The organism is Paenibacillus sp. 1-18 (assembly GCF_000520755.1).
GTDB lineage: Bacteria > Bacillota > Bacilli > Paenibacillales > Paenibacillaceae > Paenibacillus > Paenibacillus brasilensis.
Genome location: NZ_ASSB01000087.1, coordinates 1 through 24,223, shown reverse-complemented (window position 1 = coordinate 24,223; position 24,223 = coordinate 1). Strand labels below are relative to the sequence as shown.

The following is a 24,223-nucleotide window of genomic DNA, read 5'->3' as shown; positions in this document are numbered from 1 at the left end:
TCGCCGGTATACCAGCTGTCTGCAGGAATATCACTGAATGGGGCAGCCGTGCCTGGTGTCAGACCAAGGGCCCGGGTTACCAGAGCTGCAAATTCTGCACGTGTCACGTTCTTCTTCGGTGAGAAGGTTGTATCGGTTGTGCCGTTAATCAGCAGCTTGTTCGCTAATGATTGAATTTCGGATTGGGCATACGACGATGAAATGTCTTCAAAGCTAACCGGACGCGTTGCTGCCGCATACGTCGAGAAGCCCGGACGGCTTACCTTCACAACGGTAGATCCATCTGCCTGCTTGGTAAAGACGGATGGAACCGGATAGACATTTCCATTCGCTGTATAGAGCACACCGGCTGTATTCGAATCCATTTGTCCAGGGACGGTAAAAGAGCGGGTAATAAACTGTCCTGGAGCAACTTTGAGTGGTTGACTCTTGCCGCCAGTGATGACGTTAGCTTCGAAGCCTACCGGTGTGCCGATCACAGTAGAGCCTTTCAGTTTGCCTGTAAATGTACTGCTATCTTGCGACTGGCTGCTGATGACCACTTCAATGCCTGCACCTGCAGGAGCATTTTTCAGAGCGGACATTGGCAAAGCCAGCGAGGAACCTGTATTGCTCACGATCAGGCTGCTTCCTGCTGGAGCCTTGCCCAGCGTTGCTAACTGAGCGGAAGTGAGCGCTGCTTTGGTTGTTTGGCCTGCTTGGCTAGCAGCCGACAGGACAATAGCTGCTGGGCTGGAACCTGCTGCCGTTACAGCAGCTTGTAAGTCTGCATCAGTTACAGTCAGCGACTGTACATTATTGTTAACCGCAACGGCTGTAGTGACAGCTTTCACAGCCTGTCCTTGCTTCACTACGGTTTGAAGTGAAGGTGCAGAGGTAGAGACAGGAGTGGATATGTTGGTTGCTGCAGAAGATGTTGTATTGCTTCTACCGCCACCGCCTCCACCTCCGCCGCCACTACTGCCGGGTACGGCACTATTATCCACACGAATAGCTTTATTGGCGGTGAAGAATTTAGGGCCGTCGGTATCGCGCTTGGCCTCGCCTTTTGCATTCAACTCTGGAGCGCTAACTTCCAGCTTGTATACTCCGTCCTTCAAATGTTGAATTACGGGTTGACCGTTGGCATCCAGAACAGGCTTTCCATTGTCATCTAATTCAACGTAACCTCCATCAATATCCTTAAAGGAGTATGCGCCTTGTTTGAGACGAGCGTTCGGTCCCTGTTCCTTGGAAGTCGTAATTCCATTGATTAGACCGATTAACTTATCATCTACGCCGTATACATAGAGCGCAATTTGGTTAGTCGCATCCGTAGTCAGGCGGAAAGTAAGATCTGTTGAGCGTTGAACGCCTGTACGACTCGGATAAATAATCGGGTTGGTGACACTCAGATCCTGCACGCCGAAGCCTGTTGCCGGATTTTCATTGCCGACATGAACGACGAATGGCAGATGAAGTGTTGGCAGTCCAGCGCTTTTCAGAATAACTTCCCCTTCATATACTCCTGTGGCTGCACTAGAATTGGGTTGTACAGACAGGAAGAACGGCTGGGATTTACCTGGTTCTGCCGAGATTGCCCCATTTGCACCGACACCTTGCAACTGCACGGCAATGTTGCTTACATCAGGTGTAGCAATTGGCTTTGTAGGATCAGAAGTGACATGATCATGCAAAATATAGCTGGCTTCGTACTGCACAGAGTTACCGGACAAGTTTTTGAGCTGAAGCTGAATTTGCTTCGCATCACTACCTGGTCGCATCACTCCGAAGCTAGCGGAAGGGTTGTAATTCACAACCTCCTGCCGATTAAAGTTTTTGTCGAGAATCGTTATCTTTTCAACGGTTTCCAGCAGGGCTGGTGTCTGAATCGCATTCGCGATGTTTACAAGACCAGCACCTTGGGAATACACATCATATTGGGTTTTATCCTCATCAAACAGTGTCACCGAAGTATTGGCGAGAGCAGCGCGAATATCGAACGGTGTCCAGTTTGGATGCTGCTGCTTCAAGAGCACGGCAAGTCCAGCCACATGTGGGGAGGCCATACTGGTTCCGTTACTACGTTTGTACGCATACTGATAAGATGCATCTGGATAAAACTTGGCGAAGGCAGGGTAGGTTGACATAATGTTAACTCCCGGTGCACTTACATCCGGCTTGATGCTAAGCAGCTCATCTCCGTTGGGTCCACGGGAGCTGAATCCGGCCATGGTATTGCCAGCATTATCTGTGCGATGATAATCGGCTCCAAAGGAGACAGTGAACTTTTCTCCTGCATTCTCCACGATTTGTCTGGCCAGCGCGCGACCTTCCTTGCCTCTCATATCAAAGGTTGGAATAAAATCAAAGCTGTCGCCTAAATTGGAATTTACGTAGTCATTGCGATCCGGAATACTTTCCCCTAAATCAGCTTTGGTGGTGTCGCCCGCTTTCGTATTCCCATTGAAAACGATAACAGCCTTTGCACCATTTTCCTTCGCATTTGCGATTTTATCGACAAATGCGAAATTACCGCGTGAAACGAGGACAATCTTCCCTGCTACGTCCTTTCCTTTAAAATCACTAGGTTGTCCCAGATTAGCGTATACAAGCTCATAAGGGGCAGTTCCCAAAATAGAGGCAAAGTCTTCTCTGCCTGTCTCCCAGCCCATCAAATTAAAATCGTAATGTCCATATGCATCAGCGGTTACAGTTTTTTTCAATTCACCGTTAGCTTCCCAATAGGAATCACGGGTGACCGAAGCTGTGCCTGAGAAGCTTTTACTCGCCGAAGTGGCTGCACCGACGGAAATTGCCAGCTGGGCTGTTGCAGGGGAGCCCATTGAATAGTAATATTTTCCGCTTTGCGCAGCATTACCGTTTGCAACGACCGCAACTACGCCGGAAAGCACAGCATTATTGATGGCAATGGAGTCCGGGGAGTTCGGGTCTTTTTCAGAGTCGGAGCCAAGTGACAGGTTAATGACGTTCATGCCGTCTTTGACAGCACGTTCAATACCGTCAATGACCTGTGCGGAGGAACCGGAGGAACGGCCTGTCTCGGTGTTGCGTCCAAGCACTTTATAAACGTATAAGCCCGATTTATAAGCAATACCTTTTTGCACAATTTCCGAGGATTTATTCGCTGCTTGACCAGCAATCGTACCGGAGACGTGAGTACCGTGTGTTGTTCCGCTAAAACCCGTGCCATACGGGTCGTTCTCTTTATCAAGTAACGGTTCCTCGTAAGGATCGTTATCCTGTTCAAAAGAGTCATACCCACCCTTGTAAGCCGCTTTCAAATCGGGATGCTCATAATCGATACCGGTATCGATAACTCCAACCTTGATTCCTTCACCTGTTAAACCTTTTGCCCAGGCTTCGGGAACACCAATTTGATCCAGCGGTGCATTGTCATAGGTTGCTTCACTGGCTGTAAGTGTGGGTGGGTCCTGTACGGGGATAGAATAATATGTTTTGTTTTCGTGAATGGATTTTACGCCTGGCAGTTTAGCCAGTTCTGGAATTTTATTGGCTGGCAGTGTGACCTCCAAACCGTTAAGCACCGTATTGTATTGGTAATTCACCTCAAGAGAAATACCGTGTTCTGCAGCTTTATCCACGAACGTTGATTGCTCTGTGGCGATGGCGGATTCCGCTTTTTGCTCAGATTGAGCAGTGAAAGCTTGGGCACCTGTCCGTGCCACATATTTGTCCACGGCTAGAGGCTTACCATCCAGCTGTACGATGACTCTGACCTGGCGGGAAGAATCCGTGTTCAGCTCTGGCGAGATGAAGGCCGGAGCCGCCTCGACCGTCAATGCTTCCTGGGCTTTCAAAAACGAACCGATTGACAGGTCTGCGGTAGCGGCAGAGCTGATGGACGGCAAAGACAAGCTTACCGTTAAGGCAAGAGCGAGTGATACGACAGGTATTTTTTTCAAAATGCTTGGCTTTTTCAAAGATTTCCCTCTTTTCAATCAAAATATGATATGTCTACATACTAGGATTTGAAGCCACTGCCGCTGTTTTCACGCCTCCCTTAATATCTAAATTGATAGATTGACCACTAGTGACTAACTTGCCAGTTTTGAGGCATATCTTACCATATTGGTGGGATATTTTACTATATGTTTTTCATATTTTTAGAAAAAATAAGGGTAACTTCACGTATAGATTCCATGGAAATGTTATGAATTTACTAGATTATTTTTGAAATCTTTGAAAGGGGAATGGGAGAAAACGAGATTTAATGATATAATCTGCATTGGAATTGTTGAGATTTCACAATGATGTAGAATGCTTAATGCAGAGGAGTCGATTATGTTGGCAAAAACGTTGATTTTCGGGCATAAAAATCCGGATACGGATACCATTTGCTCAGCTATTGCTTATGCAGATTTGAAAACCAAGCTGGGTGCGGACGTAGAACCGGTTCGTCTGGGTGAGGTTAACGGGGAAACGCAGTATGCACTGGATTATTTCAAAGTAAGCGCACCGCGCTTAGTTGAGCAGGTTGCTGTGGAAACGGACAGCGTCATTCTGGTCGATCATAATGAACGCCAGCAAAGCGCTGTTGATATTGACAAAGTAACGGTGACTGAAGTCATCGACCATCACCGGATCGCTAACTTTGAAACAAGCCAGCCGTTATACTTTCGTGCTGAACCTGTGGGCTGCACAGCTACCATTTTGAACAAGCTTTACAAGGAGAATGGTATTGCGGTTCCAAAAGAAATCGCAGGTTTAATGTTGTCTGCGATCATTTCGGATTCCCTGCTATTTAAATCCCCAACCTGCACGGATCAAGACGTTGCTGCTGCACGTGAACTGGCTGAAATTGCTGGTGTAGATGCAGATCGTTACGGTTTTGACTTGCTTAAAGCGGGTGCTGATTTGAGTGGCCACACGATTGAGCAGCTGGTAAGTCTGGATGCCAAGGAATTCCAGATGAACGGTCGCAAAGTGGAAATTGCTCAAGTGAACGCGGTAGATGTGAACGACGTATTATCCCGTCAAGCTGAGCTGGAAGCTGCCTTGTCCCAGACGATTGAAGCCAAAAACCTGGATTTGTTCCTGTTCGTCGTAACGGACATTGTGAATAGTGATTCTATTGGTATTGCGCTGGGAAGCCAGGCACAAGCAGTTGAAAAAGCCTATAATGTGCAGCTGGACGACAACAAAGCCGTTCTGAAAGGCGTCGTATCCCGCAAATCGCAAATCGTCCCTGTATTGACAGACGCTTTTAACAGTCTGTAAATTCATAGATCGAGATGGCAAGCTATACGCGACTATTAAGCTCACAATGCGTGTTAGCTGCCTTTATGGAAAATAAGCCTCTAGAACCCAACTGCATTAAAGCAGGTGGAAGCAGGAGGCTTATTTTTTCTTTAGTCTTCACACCATTTGTCTCCCGTCATTTTGGGGTCTGCTAGACCGTAACCTTTAACATCTTCAAAGGCAGAACGTACGTGTGATAAATAGGTTTGAAACTGGGCAATTTCCGATTCACTGAAGTCCGACATCAGGCGCGAAGCTAGTCCTATGAAAAAAGGGTCCATTTGTTTGATTTTTCCTCTCCCCTTATCGTTCAGGGAAACAAATACGCTTCGTTTGTCATTGGGATCATCGTACTTGTTAATATATCCGTCTTGTTCAAGAGAAATGACCATAGAGCTGATTGCTGCCCGGCTTACACCCATCTTTTCAGCCAAACTGGAAGGAGACGACATTTCATCTCTTTGCGCAGAGAGTACACAAAGCGCGATATATTGACCGTAGGAGAGACCAAATTCACGCGAACGTTTCTCCATATCTTTACGTATTTCACATGTTATGGAAAACAAATCCACTAAAACACTAATCGGTTTATTGCCGCCCGGAAACAAATTATAAGCCAGTTGCCGAATTTCGGAGTCTAGGAAAAAGAACATGCCATTCACCTCGATGTAGTTAATTAGTTAACTGTAATTTAATTAACCACTGGTTGCAATGATTTATACAAACTTTATTCCGCATTTTTTTGAAAGCGTACCTGCTAAGCATTACGTCCAAGGGCCGACGCACTGCTCAATGTTCTGATTGACAAAGGCTTGTATGGAGGGTTGGCGAAGGGTACGTCCTTCTTCCCATCGCCACTCACTATATTGAACCTTGGCGGTATACATAGGCTGACCCCAGATTGCATCTTGATGACGGTCCGGCTTATTGACAAATGGTTGCTCCGAAATCGTGTGCGGCATGAGGCGCTCGGCAAGCTGACGTCAATCTTCCCGAGTCAGCTTGCCTGTACCTGCATGTCTGATGTATCGCAGCCTTCCTTGCTTGTCATACTGGCCCAGCAGTACAGCATTAATAATACCTCCGTTCAGGGTATAGCCTCCGATGACAGCAATGATATCGCCATAATTTTTGACCTTGATCCAGCGTCCTTCCCACCCAATGTGTAGGAGCTGTCCAGCCTTTTAATTAGTATCTACATAAAAATTATGGATCATTAATCATAACAATTTATATCTTTTCTTGTTTGATAATTGTAACTAGGATTAAAAAATTAGTGTACATAAATTTTGTAGTGTACATTAATGCATGATCTATGTACACTAATCTATTTGAATATTTGATTTATTGTGCATTCATTTTTATCAACATCGATAATAGTCTGAATACTGGGATGCCTCATTGTTCCTCCGGGGGTAAATTCAAGATATTCAACTTTCACGGTTAACTCTGGCTTTACCCAAATAACATCTTTGGATTTCTCGGGATCATTTGAGAATGGTCGTTTTGCTGAGACAATCTTGTTTGTTTGTTCAGTAATGAATACCCAATCATGACGTGTTAATTTCCCAGTACCTGCGCTGCCAATATATATAAAGTCATCTTTATCGGTATATAGACCTAATAAAAGTGAATTAACAATATGATTACTTCGTGTAATCCCACCTACAACAGCAAAAAGGTCATTCACAATTTTATGTTTTTTCCATCGACCATCTTTACCATTTATTCTGTATTTACTGGAGATATCCTTATAGACCACACCTTCCATTTGATATTGCTTCATGAGGTTAAAAAGAGCTATTCCATCACTGAAATTTTGCGAAATTTGTATATTATTTCTGGGTACGATGATTTTATCGAGCAATCGCTGTCTATAATCTAATGATTTATCAGTAACCCAGGCACCGTTATAGAACAAGATATCAAAAATCATATAGGTCACGGGATTTGTGTTTACAGACAGTTTTATTTTATGTGCTTGCTTCAAACGATCCCTTTTCATGATTTCATGAAAGGAAGGCTTAGTCATGTCAAAGGCAATGACTTCTCCATCGAGAATTACAGAACGAGCTTTACAGAAAGCGTTAGTATCAAGTAATTCAGGATATTGCATAGTACGTTCATTCAATTTTCGATTGAATAATCGAGATTCATTTCCATCAAAGTAATGTAGAATCCTTACCCCATCCCATTTTACTTGGGCAACCCATTTAGTTCCTGATGGAGGAGTCTGCACCCTGGTTGGTTCAAATGGAACGATTGGCTCTAGTTCCATACTTTATTCACCTCTCTTACATTCTTAGAATTTATTCTTTCCATTTCTTGAAATTTTAATTTTGGGAAACCTGTTTCGGCTTCAAGGTGTTCAGCAGCAGACTCTAATTCCTCATTGCAAAAATGGCATAACATATTATTAAATTCTCCTTTAATATTTATTTAGAACGCTTATGTGTGAGATGTGGCACATACTAGTTAGAATTTGGTTCGTCAAAAAATAGTAAGGCTACTTGTTTGAACCAAAAATCAATTTGTTCTGCATTTGACACGACACGTCGATTTCTCCCCGGAGATGGAGTGGACAGGGCTAAGGGGCGAATGTCATGAAATCGACGCAAGAGATAGAGGCGCTGGCGGCAAAGATTGCGATGTGGCCATGATCGTCCTTTCGCACTCTTTTTGAAAATGGCGAACATTACTATTACTGCACGCTATTTACGACTGGAGAGGGACATGCGCCAAGCATCTCCGCCTGGTCATGGGAGGCCTTGGAGAGGAAAGCGGCCAGGCAAGGAGAAGAAAGCGACACGCCGGGATCAACGATTGCGGAACTCATCAAATGGTCCTATGCCGATTCGCCCTATTGTTGTTTCAGGGATGAGAGCTTCGATGATGTTAAACAATTAACCTCGTCCATTCCTTTAAACCGGAGAGCATGATTTCGATCTTCATCCCTGAAGACTATGAGGAGTACCTGAAAAACAACATATATCCTAATTGCTCGATCAAGGTGATTGAGCATCCCATTTCGACTGAAAGCGTCAAAGATATGTTTACTAACCCAGGTCTTATAAAGCATGCAATTTCAGACGGGAAACTAAGCCATGACGAAAAATCAATGGGTCAGCCTTTTTTGATCAAAGCAGGCGGAAACCCGAGACTTATTCAAAATGAAGACTATTATTTTACGAAGCTGAAGGAGGAGTCATTCTCTTTTTTATTTCAGGTAGATGAAGATGGTTATCCCGAAACGTTGCTTCAAGAGGGCGGCGAGCCCATCAAACGATTTTCGGCGTGTGTATGCCCCATTCGCACAAGCAGGCAGCCCGCCCCTGGCGTAAACTGAATTATAATCAGTGAGCGAGGTGAACTTCCATGGCACAATCGAAAGAGATGCGTGAACGGGCTAAGAAGTTCCAAGGCCGTCCAGTCTGTGTCACCCTGCACAGCGGAGAGACTTACGTCGGCTACATCACCGACGTTAATCGCGGCGGGTTGGTACTTGCCAGTGCTGGAGCTCCCCCACGTGCTCCTTCCAGGAAGCAAGACTCCCGACCTCTCAAACGCAGAGCTGGTGCTCATGCCCCGAGCGCCCGTCGCGGCAACCGGAGAAGCGATGCACGCAAACCGTCTGGCCGTTCGCGCTCCCGTAAGCCAGATGCCAAGGTATCTGCATTCCTGCCGATGATGGGCTCGCTGTTCGGCGGCCTGGGCGGGCTTGGCGGTGCCAGTGCGGGTGCAGGAGGGCTTGGAAGTATGCTCGGCGGCGGCCTGCGGCTGTTCGGTATGATCCAGAAATTTGTCCCGGTCGTGAAGATGGGCTACGGTATGATCAAGTCCATTCGCCCGTTTCTCGGCGCCGTTAAAGGCTTGATGCCCACGGCTAGTCCGGCCACGCCGAATAACGAATAATCACATACCTGGAACCTGAACATTCCGAAATCGGATTTACGAGGAATCCGAAAAAATGTAAAACGCTACTGACATCCCGTTGTCAGTAGCGTTTTTGAATATTAGGAGTATGCGAATATCGCAGTGCTTTGAGATGAGGCTTGAGTTACACATGGTTTATACCTGATGTTTTTTATCATCGTTGCTCATGCCAGCTTCCGCAGTAATCCTGCCTCGTATTGACAAAGACCCGCCATATGAATACTTTAAAGATTATTATTTTACTTTTTCTATTTAATCTTTTGAATTAGTGACTGATTGGCAACGTATAGTAATTAAATGCTTGATCCAACAAGGCACTGGCTTCTTGACGCTTCAAAAGCTGTTTGGAGCGGAAGTCTATGGAGCCGTCTAAATTGATCTTGGTATCCGGGTCCATGATACCTTGGGAAACAAGAGCTGTGACTGCTTTAACTGCCCAAGCATCCGTTTCGCCACTCAATTTGACCTTGGTTCCAGGCTCAACCTGTTTCAGGTTCTGGATCATTACCGCCGCCATTTGTCTAGTGATAGGAGAATTAGGCTGATAATTACGTAGTCCGGCCATCATCTGCTTCTTATTCGGTTCAATCATGAAAGGTTGTTTATACCACCCGTGGGCGCGCAGCAGCACTTCTGAGAATTCTCCCTGAGTCATCGTTCCTTTCGGATCGAAGAGGTTGGCTGACTTTCCGCTCATGACTTTCAAAGCATTAAGGTTGTTTATATATGAAATATATTTACTATCCGCAGGTACATCAGAAAACGGTGAATCAATGTTTATTTTTTGCGCATAAGCAACGAGGTCTGGGAGCTGCATGTAATACAAATATGCAATATGGCCTGCTTGATTTTTATTAAACGTCAATTTATTACCTGATTCATCTTCAAATAATAAAGGGTGGATCATTTTTAGTGTATGTTTGCCTGATGTTCCTGTCTCCATTATTAATTTCCCGTCCGAATACGAAACCTTCGTCCTTAAGGCAGCAAAACGCGTATTTTGGTATAATCCCACGTAGTCTTGGGCCTGCTGTTCACTTATTGTCGCGTAGGTTGACTTTGGAACCTCTGATTTTCTCGGATAATAATGATTCATAAATTCTTCATACACGTCAAGACTCATCATGGAGTCGTTATTGTAGGACATGTACATCGCTGTATTCTTCTCAGGCAGAATAACAATCAAGGAAGAATGCCCTGTAACATTTCCTCCTTTTAGAATCACATGCTGATTATTCATCTTCTCTTTGAAGTAGCCTTCGAATCCAATTGTTGTAACCGGGAACTCCTTGTCAGGGAATAATTGGTATGTGTGCATTTGCTCTATGCTCTTTGGACTCACCACTTCTTTACCTTTGTACTTGCCTTTGTTCAGGTGCATAATGAGGTACTTCGCCATGTCATCTGCTGTTGAAACGATACCGCCTTCAGGTTTTTCCGTTGGTTTAAACCCGTCCAAGGGTATCAGTTCACCTGTTGGTCCATAGTGAGCAGCCATTCTGCTTAACAATTGGGGGGTAAACCGCACACTCGTCGAATTCATGCCTAACGGTTTGAAAATATTCTTTTCCATATATCGGGAATATGACATGCCCGTTACGTTTGCTACAGCATATCCCGCTAGCATGAAACCAAAATTGTCATACGTGTACGCTTCTCCTGGAGGCCTGACAACAGTTGGCATATTTGATGCAATGAACTTCTTCATTGGAAAATATTTGTCCGCGTATTCTGGATGCATTTCCATGGAAATATCCGGTTCGTCAAATCCACTTGAATATGTAAGTAGATCAAACATCGTCAGTTTTTTTCCTGTTTTATTCGGAACCTTTATTCCTCCTAAATACTCTTGGATATCGTGTTTTAAATCCATTTTCCCCTTATCGACCAACTGCATAGCTGCCAATGCAGTGAATGACTTTGTAACAGAGCCGATTTGAAAAACGGTATTTTTATCAACAGGAATTTTTTTCTCCTTGTCGGCATAACCGTAACCTTTGCTTAGCATCACTTTCCCACCTGTGACGACCACAAAATTAGAACCAACGGTATTAAACTTCTTCATCTTGTCCGCAAAAACACCATCTGCAAAAGCTTCTAGTTCCTTGGCATCTCGCGGCCCCTCCAAGCTAGCCTTTTCAGATGCAACTGGTGCGTTAACGGGTGCGGCAACCGACGCGCCGTTGGGGGCCATACAGGCGGTAGTTATCGTAGCAGATAATAGTAGAACCGCGAGACTGGTGTGAATCATTTTTTTCATGAATGATTTCTCCTTGAAATGTATTTTTGCCTTATAGCGTCCGGCAAAACCAAGTATGGCAAAGGACTTGTCATACCAACAAGTTACATTTCGTCACCCACCACACCAAGTCACTCCAAAGTGTCATATGACGATTAGGCACTAGGCTTAAAGGGCGATGGGTCATTCAGAAAACAAACGCTTCCGGAGGCCTCTTCAGTGTCGACGCCAAGTCGTTTTTTATGTATGAGATGTTTCGCGGGTCGCCAAATCGGGGAATGATAAGGATATCCAGTACAGGATTTTTTTAGACAGAAAGGGGATCGGTTTCATGAGACAAATTCGCGAGGAGGACCATGCGGTAGTCATGGTGGATGATGGACAGGTGGTTGCAGAGGTAGGCTATAAATCCATAGATGACCACTCTTTGGTCATTGACCATACATTTGTATCGGAACAACTGCGAGGGCAAAAAATCGGTAAGGAACTGATCGACAAGGTTGTGAACATGGCGAGAGATCAGCATAAAAGTGTTATTCCAGCTTGCTCATATGCGCTGGCCTTGTTCAAGCGCCATAAGGAATATAGTGACGTTTGGCAGCAGTAAATGCGGGATATAGGCGGGGCTGAGGTGTATAATCGTCAACACAACACCGGATCAGGTTAGTAAACCTTCCGGTGTTTTTTGGTGTGTATAAAGCTTGAGAAATCAATGCATTCTAGCGTTCATATATGGAGATAAAATGTTATCCTAAGATAATGAAGCACATTTTCAGACAGACCGCTGTGAAATTGTTCATACTGTTGTCACTTCACAGGCTGTCCTTGTGTTCTATATAATATATTATGGTTAAGATCAGGACAAAAACAAAAAAATACGAAAAACCTGAATTTAAACAAAGGAGACGCTTATTATGACTAAAGCGCGTGAGGACAAGCAGTATGTTCCAACGAGCAATCGTAATTTTACAGCCTTGATTATCACCGTTTCCATTATAGCCAACGTGATTATTTTGCTGCTATTCTTTTCGCCGATCGGATACCAGGGTGGTGTAAGCTTCGATATCACTATTTTCCCAAGGCTAAATGCGATTTTTAACAGCTTCACCTTTATTTTTCTGGTGGCTGCGCTGATTGCTATTTTCAAGAAAAACATTAAGGTGCATAAAACTTTTATTCTGCTGGCCTTTGCCAGTACCGTTTTATTTTTATTCTCCTACCTTACCTTCCACTACATTTCGCCGGAAACTGCAAAATATGGCGGGGTGGGCATTCTTCGGCCGATTTACTTTACGCTGCTGATTTCGCATAGCATCTTGGCTGCTATTATCGTGCCGCTGGCACTGTTCACCGTTGTTTGGGGATGGACGATGCAGGTGGCGAAGCACCGCAAAATTGCGCGCTGGACCATGCCAATTTGGCTGTATGTAAGTTTGACCGGGGTGCTCGTGTACGTATTCATGGCTCCGTACTATTAATAGTTGCATCCTGAGTAAACCCTCTGAAATTCATTGAAGGAGAAAAGACGTCTCTACTCAAAGAGGCGTCTTTTTTATGTCTATAAAAGAAAAATTATTCCTTCTAAATTTATTTTATTGAAAAAACGTTCCTTCTCTACCGGTATTTCTGTTATAATTTACCTTAATCAACTAAGAACAAGGGGGTCACCATGTGACAAAGAATGCGAAAGGCAGGTTGCGGTTGCTTGTATCTATGCTGGCGCTGGTTGTACTGCTGAGCAGCTGCGGTGGCGGAAGCTCAAAACCGGGAGATGTAAACGGTGAGAAAGTGACACTGCAATTTTGGACGATTGCACTACAACCTACATTTACTCCGTATTTTAATCGAGTGATTGCTGATTATGAGCAGAAGAACCCCAATGTCAAAATTGACTGGAAGGACTACCCCTATGATGCGGTAACCAACAAGCTGTTGACGAGTATTGCTAGTGGCAGCAGTCCAGATGTGGTCAATCTCAATACGGAATTTGCCAGCCAAATGGGCTCCAAGGGTGCTGTTGTTGATATGAATGAGTATTTGTCCCCGGAGGAGAAAGCAGCTTATTTCGAAGGTATCTATAATTCCACAGTTATTAACGGAAAGGCTTACGCGTTACCTTGGTATACGGGTACGGAAGTGCTTTACATGAATACGAAGCTGGTGAAGGCTGCTGGATTAGACCCTGCCCATCCGCCCAAAACGCGGGAAGAGCTGTCGGAATGGGGCCGCCAAATCAATAGAAAAATCGGTAAAGCCGGGTATGCGCAGCAGCTTGTATCCAAGCTTTTTGCCATAGATGGCATTCCGATTTTGAATAAAGAAAAGACAGCAGCGGCGTTCAATACACCGGAAGCAGTCGCTATGCTTGAAAACCTAAAAAAACAGATGGAAGATGGTGTCGTTCTTAAAGAAGACGCTGATTTTTCGCAGCAAGTGAAATATTATGCAGGAGAGCAGGTTGCTTTCGAGCTGGCAGGCCCAACGTTTATCAATTTTATCAAAACGGCGGCACCGGACGTGTATAAGAATACGATTGCTTTTCCTGTACCTACAGGTAAAGCTGACGTGAGGTTATCCAATACCATGGATCTGGTTGTACCGACCAAGTCTGCGCATGTAAAAGAAGCGGTGAAGTTTGCTGTTTTCCTGACGAATGCAGAGAGCCAGACGGCGTTTTCCAAAGCGGCTAATACGCTGCCTTCCACGAAGGACTCCATTAAAGATCCATACTTCACACAGTCAGATCAATCACTGGAGGCACAAGCGAAAGTGGTATCCGCACAAAGCCTGGATAAGGCGACTGATTACATGGTCGGTGTGCCTAATGCCAAGGACGTGAACAGTGCGATTACACGTGCTTTTCAAAATATTTTATTAAACGGAACGGATACCAAGCAGACGCTTGCTGCTTTGGAGAAGGAAGTGAATGACATATTAAAGCAATAGGTTCAGCAGGGGAGTGAAGTGAATGCTCCCCTGTTCATTTATCAAAATCGGGTGGTGATGCAGCATGATCAAATGGTTGAGGTCGGAATCCTTTACGGCCTGGGCCTTTATGACGCCGGGACTATTGTTGCTTGCCGTCTTTGTATTTTGGCCTATTATTTACAGCATTCCGCTGGCCTTGACGGACTACTCGGTCATATCGGATACCCATTATATTGGTCTCGCTAATTTCGAGGCAGCGTTTAAGGACCGCAACTTTCTCATTTCGATCTGGAACTCATTAGTGTATGTGCTCATTGTTCCCTTTCTTCAGATTTTCTCCATCCTGATGGCCGTGCTGGTGAACAGTCGTATACCAGCGATTAAAATATTTCGGACGACCTACTACATTCCTGTCGTAACTTCCATGGTAGCCATAGCCTTAATTTGGAGCTGGCTGCTGGGCAATAACAGCGTTGTGAACTATCTGCTCATGAAGGTCGGCTTAATCAGCAGGGAGATCCACTGGTTATCGGACAGTAATTTAGCCTTGTATGTACTTATGTTCATCACGATGTGGAAGGGACTCGGGTATTATATGATGCTCTATCTGGCAGGCTTACAGAACATTCCACAGGACCTGTACGAAGCCGCCAGAGTGGACGGAGCAAGCCGCTGGCGGCTGATCGTTCATATAACCCTCCCGCTATTAAGACCCTACATTCTGTTCTGCACACTCATTTCACTTATGGCAGCTATTCGCGTATTCGACGAGGTGTATGTGTTGACCAAGGGTGGACCGGGAACGGCCACGTTGACTTCCAGCTTGTATATTTTCCAAAAAGGGATGGAGCAGTTTAAGTTTGGTTATGCCTCGGCGCTTGGCTTAATTGTTGGCGCGGTGATTGCGGTACTCAGTATTATCGTGTTCCGATTCAATAGGAAAGGTGGTGTCGATCCCTATTGATGAGTCTACAGAATGACAAAAAGCTACACTCACCCCTTCCGAAAAATAAAAACAGCCAGATCATGCGCAGCTTGGGGCGAACTGTAAAAATGACGATCATCTATGCATTGTTGGTGCTGCTCGCTCTATTTTTAATGGGGCCGTTCCTATGGCTGCTCAGCGTATCGCTCATGCCGGGTCGCAACATTTTCTCATCGCCACCCGCCATTTTCCCGACCTTTATTGATTTTGATAATTATGTTAAGGTATGGAAATTTATGGACTTTCCGAAGTATATGCTGAATACCGTGATTATTACGGTGCTGGGCGTAGTGCTCAATGTGCTGCTCGCCAGTTTGACGGGATATCCCTTGGCTGTATTTCGTTTTAAGGGTAAAAACCTGGTGTTTACACTGCTGATTGCTACAATGATTATTCCTTCGTATACCGCATTTATTGTGCATTATCTGACCATTCAAGAGTTTCATCTCGGCAACACCTATTTGGGTGTAGTACTGCCTGGAGCGGTCTCTGTGTTCAACATTTTTTTGATGCGACAGACGTTTATTCATATTCCTACCGATGTGCGTGATTCCGGCAAAATGGATGGCGCTTCGGAATTTCGAATTTGGTGGCAGCTTGTGCTTCCGCTGGTGAAGCCGGCGCTCGCCGTGATTTCTTTGCTGGAGGCCATGTCGTTCTGGAACAGCTTCCTGTGGCCTATCGTTATTTTGAACGATACGGAGCTATACCCGTTGGCGGCTGCGCTCACCTATCTCAATGGTCAATTTGCCTATAACTTTGGCTGGATAGCAGCAGGCACGATGATTTCAGTGCTGCCGATCATTATCTTGTTCCTGTTTACACAGCGCTACTATATGGAAGGCCTGGCAGGAGCGGTGAAAGGCTAGGCTGGATATTTCGGCTATGGATAGCCCGTGAATGGAAGGAGAGGCGATTGCAATGGGCTTAACACCTCAGGAGATTCAATATTATTTTCGGGATGCATATGACAGCGGAGAAAAACTGGTTGTACCTGAACCGCGTCTGGTCTGTGAATTGTCCTCCCGCTTTGCGATGAATCAGGAGTATGAAGGTGTGCTGGACCCCGAGGGACCGATCAAGCTGATTTTACCTCCGGGACCTGGTGTGCCAACCGAATCACGAGGCAGCGTGCAACTGGTACTGGAGTATGATGGGGCGCTCGTTGCAGACGGATATCGACTGGAGATTCAGAAGGAGGGCCGGATTGAAATCCATGCTTCCAATAAAAGAGGACTTAAATACGGCATGGATGCACTGCATCTCCTGCTCCAAGTTGATCAGGAGCGATGTATCCTGCCGGTGGTAGCTCTTCGGGATGAGCCTTCTTTTCCGGTCAGAGGGATTATTGAGGGGTTTTACGGAGAGCCGTGGAGCTTCGCAGATCGGCTGGATGCCGTCTCTTTTATCGCTGCACATCGGATGAATACGTTTATGTATGCTCCCAAAGATGATCCATATCATCGCGAGCTATGGCGGAAGCCGTACCCTAAGGATACATTTGCACAAATTAGCCAATTAAAGGAAGCCTGCGACCAAAATGAGGTTGATTTTCATTACTGTATCAGCCCAGGGAATGATCTGAGCTTCGGCAGTGATGAAGATTTTGAGAGGCTGACGGAAAAACTGGCGGCTGTAATGGCTATTGGTGTAAGGCACTTTGCAGTTTTAATGGATGATATTGACTATGTGCTAAAAGGAGAAAACCGACATTTGCTGGGCCGCTCGGGTCATGCTCATGTCTTTTTGACCAACAAGGTGCATGCATGGCTGACCGAGCGATTGCCTGAGTTTACACTAACGGTTTGTCCTTCGGAGTACTGGTCTTATTGGGATACGGAATATAAAAAGGATTTCCGTGAGCGTCTGCACCCGGAGATTAAAGTGTTTTGGACAGGGTACTTCGTTTTTGCTCCACAGATTAGTCGTGAGCATGCCGCTGAGAATCATGTTTTCTTTGGGCATGAGCTGTGGCTGTGGGATAACATCCCGGTGAATGACTGTGACCGTGATCGCTTGTTTCTCGACCCACTGCGTGGGCGGTATTCCAGGCTTTCGGACTGTGGGCATACCGGGATGGTAGCCAATCCGATGAATCAGTGGGAGTGCTCCAAAGTGACGCTCATTACGATGGCCCACTACATGTGGAACAGTGAGCGGTACATGCCAGAACTTTCTTGGGCATGGGCTGCGCGTGAACTGGCAGGGGCGCGTGCGGAGGAATTTATGTTTTTCTGCCGTCAAAACAGAAATAGCCGCTTGGGCGGTATTGTGTATGAGGACGTGGATTTTGCCTTGCAAGCGTGCGATATCCCTGCGCTGGATATGTACTTTGAGCGGCTGCTTCAGGCCGTGAAAGTTCTGCGGAATGTATCGGCCGACGACCCTGCCGCTGGGTTCGTGTCCCAGGCTGGGCCGTGGCTGGAGCGTGCCGAACTGGACGCAAGTCTGTGGCAAGTGCTGCGACAAGCCGTGCTCGTTACCGAACAGCGGGATAATGCCCGGTTACAGGAGAGCGGCACGCAAAGCGAAGTGGCTGATCCGCAAGAGCCACCGCGGTTGAAGGATGAAATCGTAGCGGAGCTGCGAAGCGGAATTACCGCTTGCCTGGAAGCAAAGGTCCAGCTGGGGAGTAATCCTGCCATCCGTGCTGCCGAGCAGTGGGGCTACGTGGGTCAGGATGAACAGGGCAAATATCAACTAATTCTATAGGCTTTAACTGCGGAAAGAAACCAGACAGTGTAGTTGCTCTGAAAATCATGATTGCTGTGAGATAACAGTAATATTCACGAGAGGTGAAGCGTGTGGCGAAGCCAAACACCCGTGTGCTTTTTGTGCCGCTGGATGAACGTCCTTGTAATTATGAATTTCCCTATTTACTGGCCCAGGGCACAGACTTGCAAATGGAACGGCCTCCATTCGAATGGATGGGACAAAAGAAAGCCCCTGGCGATACAACCAGCCTATGGGCCTGGCTCGAAGAACATGCGGCTGCTGCTGATGGAGCTATTATTGCGATGGATACGTTGCTGTATGGTGGAATTGTGCCTTCCCGCCTGCATGAAATGACAAGTAAGCAGATCAGAGACAGGATGAATCGCCTTCGCAGGCTCAAACAGCTATATCCGCAGCTGACTTTATATGCTTTTCAACTGATTATGCGTTGTCCTCAATACTCTCTGGCTGATGAAGAACCGGATTACTATGCCGATTGGGGGCGTGAGATATTCAGAAAGGGCTTCATTGCGCATCGTCAGGAGCTGGGGATTGCTACCTCAGAGGAACTGCTTGAATTAGCTGACATCAACCAACGGTTGCCTGTAGAAATACTGGGAGATTATTTAGGTCGTCGCCGTGTGAATTTGGAGGCAAATGAAGCGGCACTGGAGCTGGTAGCAGAGGGCGTTATTGATTTTATGATTATTCCACAGGATGATTCGGCCCCCTATGGCTATACCGCGAAGGATCAGCAGCGGCTAAGAAGTCGTATTTCCGAACTCGCGCTGGATTTAAACGTGTACATGTATCCAGGGGCCGATGAAGTAGGATGTACGCTGCTGGCGCGTTGGGTTAACCGAATGAATCAAGCTGTGCCGCTAGTCTATCCCCGCTTGTCCGCCTTGCAAGGGGCATTCGTTGTTCCGCTTTTTGAGGATCGCTATTTTTATGAAACTTTAAAATATCAGATTATAGCGGCCGGTGGGCTGATTGCTTCCTCAGCGGCGGAGGCTGATTTGATTTTGCTGGCCAACACCCCTGGCGACACGATGGCAGAAGCTTCATCCCAGCAACATGCAATGGCCGGATATGATGTACACCGGAATGTAGTTGAACTAGTCGAATACGGTGCTCGCATGCTGCAATATGCTGGCAAACACATTGCCGTCGCTGATGTAGGCTATGCCAACGGCGCCGATCTCAAGCTGCTTAGACTATTGAAGCAAAAGGGACTGCTTTTTAAGCTGGCAGGCTATGCTGGCTGGAATACAAGCTCCAATACCCTCGGAACCGTCATTGCCCAGTCGATGCTGTATACGCACTATGGACCTACGGAGGAGCATCTCGATTTTCTGTCGTTGCGTTATGCCGAAGACGCCTGTTATTGCGCTGTGGTGCGCACCGCTATGAATAACGGAATTGTGGAGCAAATGGGCTTTACCAAGTTTATGCTCGATGGACAGAGGGGTTCGGTTGCTGCGGTTATTCGTGGGCGGCTGGAGCAGGCGCTTGAGGAGTATGTGAACGGGCCGGAGGGCCGCGTAAAAATTACAGATTGCTACATGCCGTGGAACCGCACCTTTGAAGTCGGATTGACCGTACGGCATTATGCCGAGGAGAGAGAGTGATCCCATGGAAATGGAAGCTGTATTATCAAGAGTGCGGCACGGCCTGATTGTATCATGTCAAGCATTGCCAGACGAACCGCTGTATGGAGCGGATTCGATGGTCAAAATGGCACGTGCCGCACAGCAGGGCGGGGCCGTAGCGATTCGCGCCAACGGTGCAGCGGATGTGCGTGCGATCAAACAGGCGCTTTCTTTGCCGGTTATCGGCTTGATTAAACGAGATTATGAAGATTCTGATATTTACATTACGCCGACTCTTCGTGAGATGGAGGAACTGGTTGAGGCGGGCGCGGATATTATCGCACTGGATGCCACACTGCGTCCACGCCCGGGAGGGTGCAAGCTCAAGCGACTCATAGATTACGCCCATGAGCATGGAGTAACCTCCATGGCGGATATATCAACATTGGAGGAGGCGCTACATGCGGCTTCCCTTGGTGTAGGCTGCGTATCCACAACATTATCCGGTTATACGCCATACTCTACTCAAATAGAAGGTCCGGATCTGGAACTGGTTCGGAGAGCATCGGAGCTGGTTCCCGTTCCTTTAATTGCAGAGGGGAGAATCCATGACCCGGCACAGGTAAAGGAAGCATTTCGGCTGGGTGCACATGCAGTGGTTGTAGGCTCGGCGATTACCAGACCTCAATTGATTACGCAGCGGTTTGCCGATGCCGCAAGGAAGGCAGTGAAATGCATCTATGGAGATGAAAGACCGAATTAACACGTATTATCCTTCATTAACAAAATCGGAGCAAAAAGTTGCCTTGTGTGTACTGGAGCGTCCCGTAGATATTATATATTTCTCCGTAACAGAGTTGGCTGACTTTGCCGGTACAGGCGAGACGACCGTCATGCGTTTTTGCCGGAAGATTGGTTTTAAAGGCTACCAGGATTTCCGATTGTCCCTGGCGCAAAACCAAACTTATCGCAAAACTGATATAGGCGGGGAACGCCTTGGCCTTGATAACGATCATGATATTACCCGTACAGTGTATCGCAACATGCTCAATATTCTGCACTCCAGCATGGGGCTCCTGGATCATTCAGAGCTTGGACGCGCGATTGCATGTCTCGATCAGGCCGGCTATGTCCAATTTTTTGGTGTAGGCGCTTCGGGGATTTCCGCGCAGGATGCCAAAAACCGCTTCTTACGGATCGGGCGGCGCGCCGAGGCTGTGGCAGACGGTCATATCCAATCAATGATGGCGGTATCCATGAACCCCGGTGATGTGGCTATCGGCATCAGTGTATCGGGAAGTACGCTGGATACGAACGACATGCTGCACAAGGCCAAACAAAACGGTGCAACAGTTATCGCAATTACGAATTATGCAAAATCGCCAATCACCTCGATTGCAGATATCGTTCTATTGACTGCAGGCAAGGAAGCTCCGATAGAGGGAGGCTCAATTGGCGCTAAAATCTCACAGCTGTTCGTAATTGACCTCCTTTGTGAAGGACTTGCACGCAAACACATCAATCACACCAAACAGATGAAGGAAAAAACCGCGAGGGCGGTTATTGAGCGGAGCTATTGAGATTTTGATGTCGAGTACCGCATGCGCTCTCAGGCTCCCGGCTTGGCTTTGTGTTGTTATATGAGTTGCTGCTATAAGAAAATTTATCCAACAAAATGTAGGTAAAAAGCCTATATGCTTATGTTGCAGGGCAACGAGGAGGACGCTGTGGTGGCAGAGGATATGAACAGAGTTATTGGAGTTGATATTGGAGGTACCTCGGTGAAAGCCGCCCTAGTGGCACAGGATGGATCAGTGCTTGATGAAATCCGGCTGGATACGGACGCTTCTCGCGGACGTGAGTGGGTATTGTCACGGGTGTCCGAGTCGGTATTCGGACTGATGCGTTCTTTTGGAGACAGCAGTACGAATAGGGGGATAGACGCTCTGGGAATTGCAACTGCTGGCAGAGTCAATATGGAGAGCGGCGAAGTCGTGTATGCGACAGATAACCTGCCTGGCTGGCAAGGCACATCCTTGGTAACGTGGGCCAGAGAAAAGCTGGCAGTACGCGCCATTGCTGATAATGATGCGAACGCCGCTTTGCTTGGAGAGTCGTGGCAGGGAGCGGGGAAGGGCAAGCAGCGCCTGGCTATGCTCACCTTGGGAACAGGTGTCGGCGGTGCGTTTATGGAACAGGGCCTGCTGTGCAGAGGGACTCATTGGAGCGGCGGTGATTGGGGACACAGCATTTTATTCCCGGGCGGTCTTCCCTGCAATTGCGGAAAAAAAGGCTGCGCCGAGCAGTATGTATCGGGCACAGCCCTGTTACGGCGGGGCACGGAATACACGGGCAGGCTCTACCGCTCGGGGAACGAGATCATGCAGGAGGCCGCTCACGGTAACCTGGAGGCCATCCGGGTGCTGGACGAATACACCGCAGATTTAGCTGTGCTTTTGGCTAATATTTCGGTGACGCTTGATCCTGAGGCGATTATTGTAGGCGGGGGAGTGGCAGACGCGGGAGAGGTCTGGTGGCCCTTGCTGGAAAAGCATTTGCACCTGATGGGAGTTAAAACGGAAGTAAGTCGGGCGTTGCTCGGCAATCGCGCTGGCATTATAGGTGCCGCGCGGCTTGCTTTTGAAATAACGGAGACTTAGCGCGAGCATGAAAGGGGAACAAACCATGACGCAAAATCGGCTTGATACCGACATCGTTGTGATTGGCGGAGGTCTTGGGGGGACATCGGCAGCGCTTGCGGCAGCGAAGGCTGGCATGAGAGTTATCATGACGGAGGAAACGGATTGGTTGGGAGGACAGCTAACTTCACAGGCTGTTCCACCGGATGAGCATCGCTGGATCGAACAGCTCGGCTGTACAGCCACGTACCGTGAGTTTCGCAATCGTGTACGGGATTATTACCGTCAGAACTATCCGTTAACGGAAGAAGCTCATAATGATCCCATTCTTAATCCCGGCAACGGCTGGGTCAGTCGTCTGGCTCATGAACCACGAGTAGCTTTGCGGGTGCTTGAAGATATGCTTGCTCCCTATCTGAATACAGGGCGAGTTCGTGTATATTATCATACTGTGCCTGTTGCCGCTCAAACGGATGGGGACTGTATTGCTTCTGTAACCGTTCGTACTTCCGATAGCCCTGATCATAAGGGCGAAGTTAGTGTACTACGGGGAACATTCTATCTGGATGCGACGGAGTGTGGCGATCTTCTTCCGTTGGCGGGAGTGGAGTATTCGAGTGGAGCAGAGTCACGGGAAGCGACGGGTGAGCCTCATGCACTAAAGTGTGCTGATCCTTTGGATATGCAATCTATTACTCATGTTGCTGCCGTAGATTATATCCCTCAAGGAAACTTCATTATAGAGCGGCCGCAGCAATATGATTTCTGGAGGAATTATATCCCTTCCTTTTCGCGGTTCCCAATTTTAAGCTGGTTCGCTACAGACGCAGATGATACCAGTAAACTAAAACAGTTCACTTTATTCCCTAACGATCAGGGCATAGTATCTTTATGGGATTATCGCCGCATTGTAGATCCCTCTATATGGAGCGAACCGTTAAATGATGGTGAGGTTACTCTTTTAAACTGGGCGCAAAATGATTATTACCTTGGTCCGTTGATCGGTGTCACCGCTCAGGAGCAGGAAAGACATCGAGAAGGGGCGCGTGAGTTGACTCGTTCATTAATCTATTGGCTTCAGACTGAAGCTCCCCGGTTAGATGGAGGATTCGGCTATCCCGGTATTCGGCCACGGGGAGATTTTCTTGGCACCTCGGATGGTTTGGCTAAAACAGCTTATATTCGCGAGTCACGCCGGATTCAGGCCAAGTATACGATAACAGAGTTTGATGTAAGTCGTGAGCTGCGTGGAGAGGAGGGACCCAAACGGTATGTAGACAGTGTAGGTGTAGGCAGCTATCATTTGGATCTTCATCCGACTACGGTATCTCAGCGGACATTTTATATCCCCAACTATCCTTATGAAATCCCGTTAGGCTCCCTTATACCGATAAGAGTACGTAATCTGCTTCCTGCCTGCAAAAATATAGGGATGACCCAAATCGCAAATGGCTGCTACCGTCTGCATCCTACAGAGTGGAACATAGGGGAATCAGCGGGGAGTCTGGCGGCTTACTGCGTCTCTAATGGAATATACCCAAATGAAGTGAGCGAATCTACAGAACATCTGGGACGATTTCAAAACAGGCTTCTTCGCCAGGGGGTTGAGTTACATTGGCCTGCTGAGGTATTTGAACCGGAGGGAGTCACAGCGAGGGGCAACTAGCCCCTTGGCTGATTTTAATGAGGCGGAGAAGGGGTATTTGGACTTGTAATAAAAAAATGAAAAAAGTGCTTGCTAACTTGCTTGGGTTTGTGATATATTATTTGAGCTGACAACAAAACAGCAATTTCAAAAGTGAAAAGCTTGGTCGAAATGATCTTGATAAAAAAAGAAAAATAACCCTTGCTTTTTCGAAACGAACATGATATGATCTTATAGCTGCTGAAAAACGCAGCGAAAAAGAAATGTTTGATCTTTGAAAACTGA

18 protein-coding genes and 2 pseudogenes are annotated in these 24,223 nt (G+C 46.9%); 15 read left to right on the top strand and 5 right to left on the bottom strand.

All coding sequences use genetic code 11. The features are described from left to right. A partial coding sequence (locus tag L693_RS0106460; RefSeq protein ID WP_025716573.1) for a S8 family serine peptidase occupies window positions 1–3,944 on the bottom strand: 3,944 nt, incomplete at its 3' end. 361 nt (window positions 3,945–4,305) lie between these two features. Between L693_RS0106460 and L693_RS0106455 the strand changes: the two genes are divergently transcribed. After that, the gene (locus L693_RS0106455) at window positions 4,306–5,241 is read left to right on the top strand and encodes a manganese-dependent inorganic pyrophosphatase (protein ID WP_269320826.1); all 936 of its coding nucleotides are present in this window, start codon (window positions 4,306–4,308) and stop codon (window positions 5,239–5,241) included. 131 nt (window positions 5,242–5,372) lie between these two features. On the opposite strand, the gene L693_RS0106450 is transcribed toward L693_RS0106455, so the two are convergent. The 3 genes and pseudogenes from L693_RS0106450 to L693_RS0106440 all read right to left on the bottom strand — a co-directional run bounded on the left by L693_RS0106450 (window position 5,373) and on the right by L693_RS0106440 (window position 7,540). Beyond that, window positions 5,373–5,915, bottom strand: coding sequence for a MarR family winged helix-turn-helix transcriptional regulator (locus L693_RS0106450; protein WP_025716571.1), 543 nt, complete (start codon window positions 5,913–5,915; stop codon window positions 5,373–5,375). 111 nt (window positions 5,916–6,026) lie between these two features. Then, window positions 6,027–6,457 (bottom strand): annotated as a pseudogene (locus tag L693_RS32065) (DNA ligase); the annotation flags it as partial. A gap of 132 nt (window positions 6,458–6,589) precedes the next feature. Continuing rightward, the gene (locus L693_RS0106440) at window positions 6,590–7,540 is read right to left on the bottom strand and encodes an ATP-dependent DNA ligase (RefSeq protein WP_025716569.1); all 951 of its coding nucleotides are present in this window, start codon (window positions 7,538–7,540) and stop codon (window positions 6,590–6,592) included. A gap of 445 nt (window positions 7,541–7,985) precedes the next feature. Between L693_RS0106440 and L693_RS31145 the strand changes: the two are divergent. The 3 genes and pseudogenes from L693_RS31145 to L693_RS0106425 all read left to right on the top strand — a co-directional run. Then, window positions 7,986–8,201: pseudogene (locus L693_RS31145) on the top strand (DUF4303 domain-containing protein); the annotation flags it as partial. Then, a complete protein-coding gene (locus tag L693_RS0106430) occupies window positions 8,198–8,608 on the top strand; it encodes a hypothetical protein (RefSeq protein ID WP_025716568.1) in 411 nt (136 codons plus the stop codon). The pseudogene L693_RS31145 and the gene L693_RS0106430, both read left to right, overlap by 4 nt. 29 nt (window positions 8,609–8,637) lie before the next feature. Next, the gene (locus L693_RS0106425; RefSeq protein ID WP_025716567.1) at window positions 8,638–9,174 is read left to right on the top strand and encodes a hypothetical protein; all 537 of its coding nucleotides are present in this window, start codon (window positions 8,638–8,640) and stop codon (window positions 9,172–9,174) included. Between the two features lie 286 nt (window positions 9,175–9,460). Here L693_RS0106425 and L693_RS0106420 read toward each other — a convergent pair whose 3' ends face one another. Further along, entirely contained in the window at window positions 9,461–11,455 is a 1,995-nt protein-coding gene (locus L693_RS0106420; RefSeq protein WP_025716566.1) for a serine hydrolase, read from the bottom strand. Window positions 11,456–11,765: 310 nt separating this feature from the next. Between L693_RS0106420 and L693_RS0106415 the strand changes: the two genes are divergently transcribed. The 11 genes from L693_RS0106415 (at window position 11,766) to L693_RS0106365 (ending at window position 23,959) form a co-directional block, all read left to right on the top strand. Next, on the top strand, window positions 11,766–12,041 hold the full coding sequence (locus L693_RS0106415; RefSeq protein ID WP_025716565.1) for a GNAT family N-acetyltransferase: 276 nt from the start codon (window positions 11,766–11,768) through the stop codon (window positions 12,039–12,041). Window positions 12,042–12,348: 307 nt separating this feature from the next. Then, entirely contained in the window at window positions 12,349–12,912 is a 564-nt protein-coding gene (locus tag L693_RS0106410; protein ID WP_025716564.1) for a DUF420 domain-containing protein, read from the top strand. Window positions 12,913–13,105: 193 nt separating this feature from the next. After that, window positions 13,106–14,380 (top strand): ABC transporter substrate-binding protein, encoded by a 1,275-nt coding sequence (locus L693_RS0106405; protein ID WP_025716563.1) that lies wholly within the window; start codon window positions 13,106–13,108, stop codon window positions 14,378–14,380. Between the two features lie 64 nt (window positions 14,381–14,444). After that, a complete protein-coding gene (locus L693_RS0106400; RefSeq protein ID WP_025716562.1) occupies window positions 14,445–15,326 on the top strand; it encodes a carbohydrate ABC transporter permease in 882 nt (293 codons plus the stop codon). Then, entirely contained in the window at window positions 15,326–16,216 is an 891-nt protein-coding gene (locus tag L693_RS0106395) for a carbohydrate ABC transporter permease (protein ID WP_025716561.1), read from the top strand. The genes L693_RS0106400 and L693_RS0106395 overlap by 1 nt, the downstream gene beginning before the upstream one ends. Before the next feature lie 52 nt (window positions 16,217–16,268). Beyond that, window positions 16,269–18,059: a protein O-GlcNAcase gene (locus L693_RS0106390; RefSeq protein ID WP_025716560.1), complete on the top strand. Its 1,791-nt coding sequence runs from the start codon at window positions 16,269–16,271 to the stop codon at window positions 18,057–18,059. Between the two features lie 92 nt (window positions 18,060–18,151). Next, complete coding sequence (locus L693_RS0106385) at window positions 18,152–19,693, top strand: DUF4127 family protein (protein ID WP_025716559.1); 1,542 nt, start codon at window positions 18,152–18,154, stop codon at window positions 19,691–19,693. A 4-nt stretch (window positions 19,694–19,697) separates the two neighbouring features. Further along, a complete protein-coding gene (locus tag L693_RS0106380; RefSeq protein WP_025716558.1) occupies window positions 19,698–20,417 on the top strand; it encodes an N-acetylmannosamine-6-phosphate 2-epimerase in 720 nt (239 codons plus the stop codon). After that, the gene (locus tag L693_RS0106375) at window positions 20,395–21,234 is read left to right on the top strand and encodes a MurR/RpiR family transcriptional regulator (RefSeq protein WP_025716557.1); all 840 of its coding nucleotides are present in this window, start codon (window positions 20,395–20,397) and stop codon (window positions 21,232–21,234) included. Before L693_RS0106380 ends, L693_RS0106375 begins: the two co-directional genes overlap by 23 nt. Window positions 21,235–21,348: 114 nt before the next feature. Beyond that, entirely contained in the window at window positions 21,349–22,314 is a 966-nt protein-coding gene (locus tag L693_RS0106370) for an ROK family protein (RefSeq protein ID WP_049825080.1), read from the top strand. Window positions 22,315–22,339: 25 nt separating this feature from the next. Beyond that, the gene (locus tag L693_RS0106365) at window positions 22,340–23,959 is read left to right on the top strand and encodes an FAD-dependent oxidoreductase (protein ID WP_025716555.1); all 1,620 of its coding nucleotides are present in this window, start codon (window positions 22,340–22,342) and stop codon (window positions 23,957–23,959) included. Window positions 23,960–24,223 lie beyond the last annotated feature (264 nt).

Bases quoted from the DNA above. Each gene is read 5' to 3' on its own strand.
- L693_RS0106400 (WP_025716562.1), top strand. From the start codon at position 14,445: ATGATCAAATGGTTGAGGTCGGAATCCTTTACGGCCTGGGCCTTTATG.
- L693_RS0106370 (WP_049825080.1), top strand. From the start codon at position 21,349: ATGCTTATGTTGCAGGGCAACGAGGAGGACGCTGTGGTGGCAGAGGAT.
- L693_RS0106415 (WP_025716565.1), top strand. From the start codon at position 11,766: ATGAGACAAATTCGCGAGGAGGACCATGCGGTAGTCATGGTGGATGAT.
- L693_RS0106450 (WP_025716571.1), bottom strand. From the start codon at position 5,915: ATGTTCTTTTTCCTAGACTCCGAAATTCGGCAACTGGCTTATAATTTG.
- L693_RS0106440 (WP_025716569.1), bottom strand. From the start codon at position 7,540: ATGGAACTAGAGCCAATCGTTCCATTTGAACCAACCAGGGTGCAGACT.
- L693_RS0106395 (WP_025716561.1), top strand. From the start codon at position 15,326: ATGAGTCTACAGAATGACAAAAAGCTACACTCACCCCTTCCGAAAAAT.
- L693_RS0106420 (WP_025716566.1), bottom strand. From the start codon at position 11,455: ATGAAAAAAATGATTCACACCAGTCTCGCGGTTCTACTATTATCTGCT.
- L693_RS0106375 (WP_025716557.1), top strand. From the start codon at position 20,395: ATGGAGATGAAAGACCGAATTAACACGTATTATCCTTCATTAACAAAA.
- L693_RS0106410 (WP_025716564.1), top strand. From the start codon at position 12,349: ATGACTAAAGCGCGTGAGGACAAGCAGTATGTTCCAACGAGCAATCGT.
- L693_RS0106380 (WP_025716558.1), top strand. From the start codon at position 19,698: ATGGAAATGGAAGCTGTATTATCAAGAGTGCGGCACGGCCTGATTGTA.
- L693_RS0106365 (WP_025716555.1), top strand. From the start codon at position 22,340: ATGACGCAAAATCGGCTTGATACCGACATCGTTGTGATTGGCGGAGGT.
- L693_RS0106425 (WP_025716567.1), top strand. From the start codon at position 8,638: ATGGCACAATCGAAAGAGATGCGTGAACGGGCTAAGAAGTTCCAAGGC.
- L693_RS0106430 (WP_025716568.1), top strand. From the start codon at position 8,198: ATGATTTCGATCTTCATCCCTGAAGACTATGAGGAGTACCTGAAAAAC.
- L693_RS0106455 (WP_269320826.1), top strand. From the start codon at position 4,306: ATGTTGGCAAAAACGTTGATTTTCGGGCATAAAAATCCGGATACGGAT.
- L693_RS0106390 (WP_025716560.1), top strand. From the start codon at position 16,269: ATGGGCTTAACACCTCAGGAGATTCAATATTATTTTCGGGATGCATAT.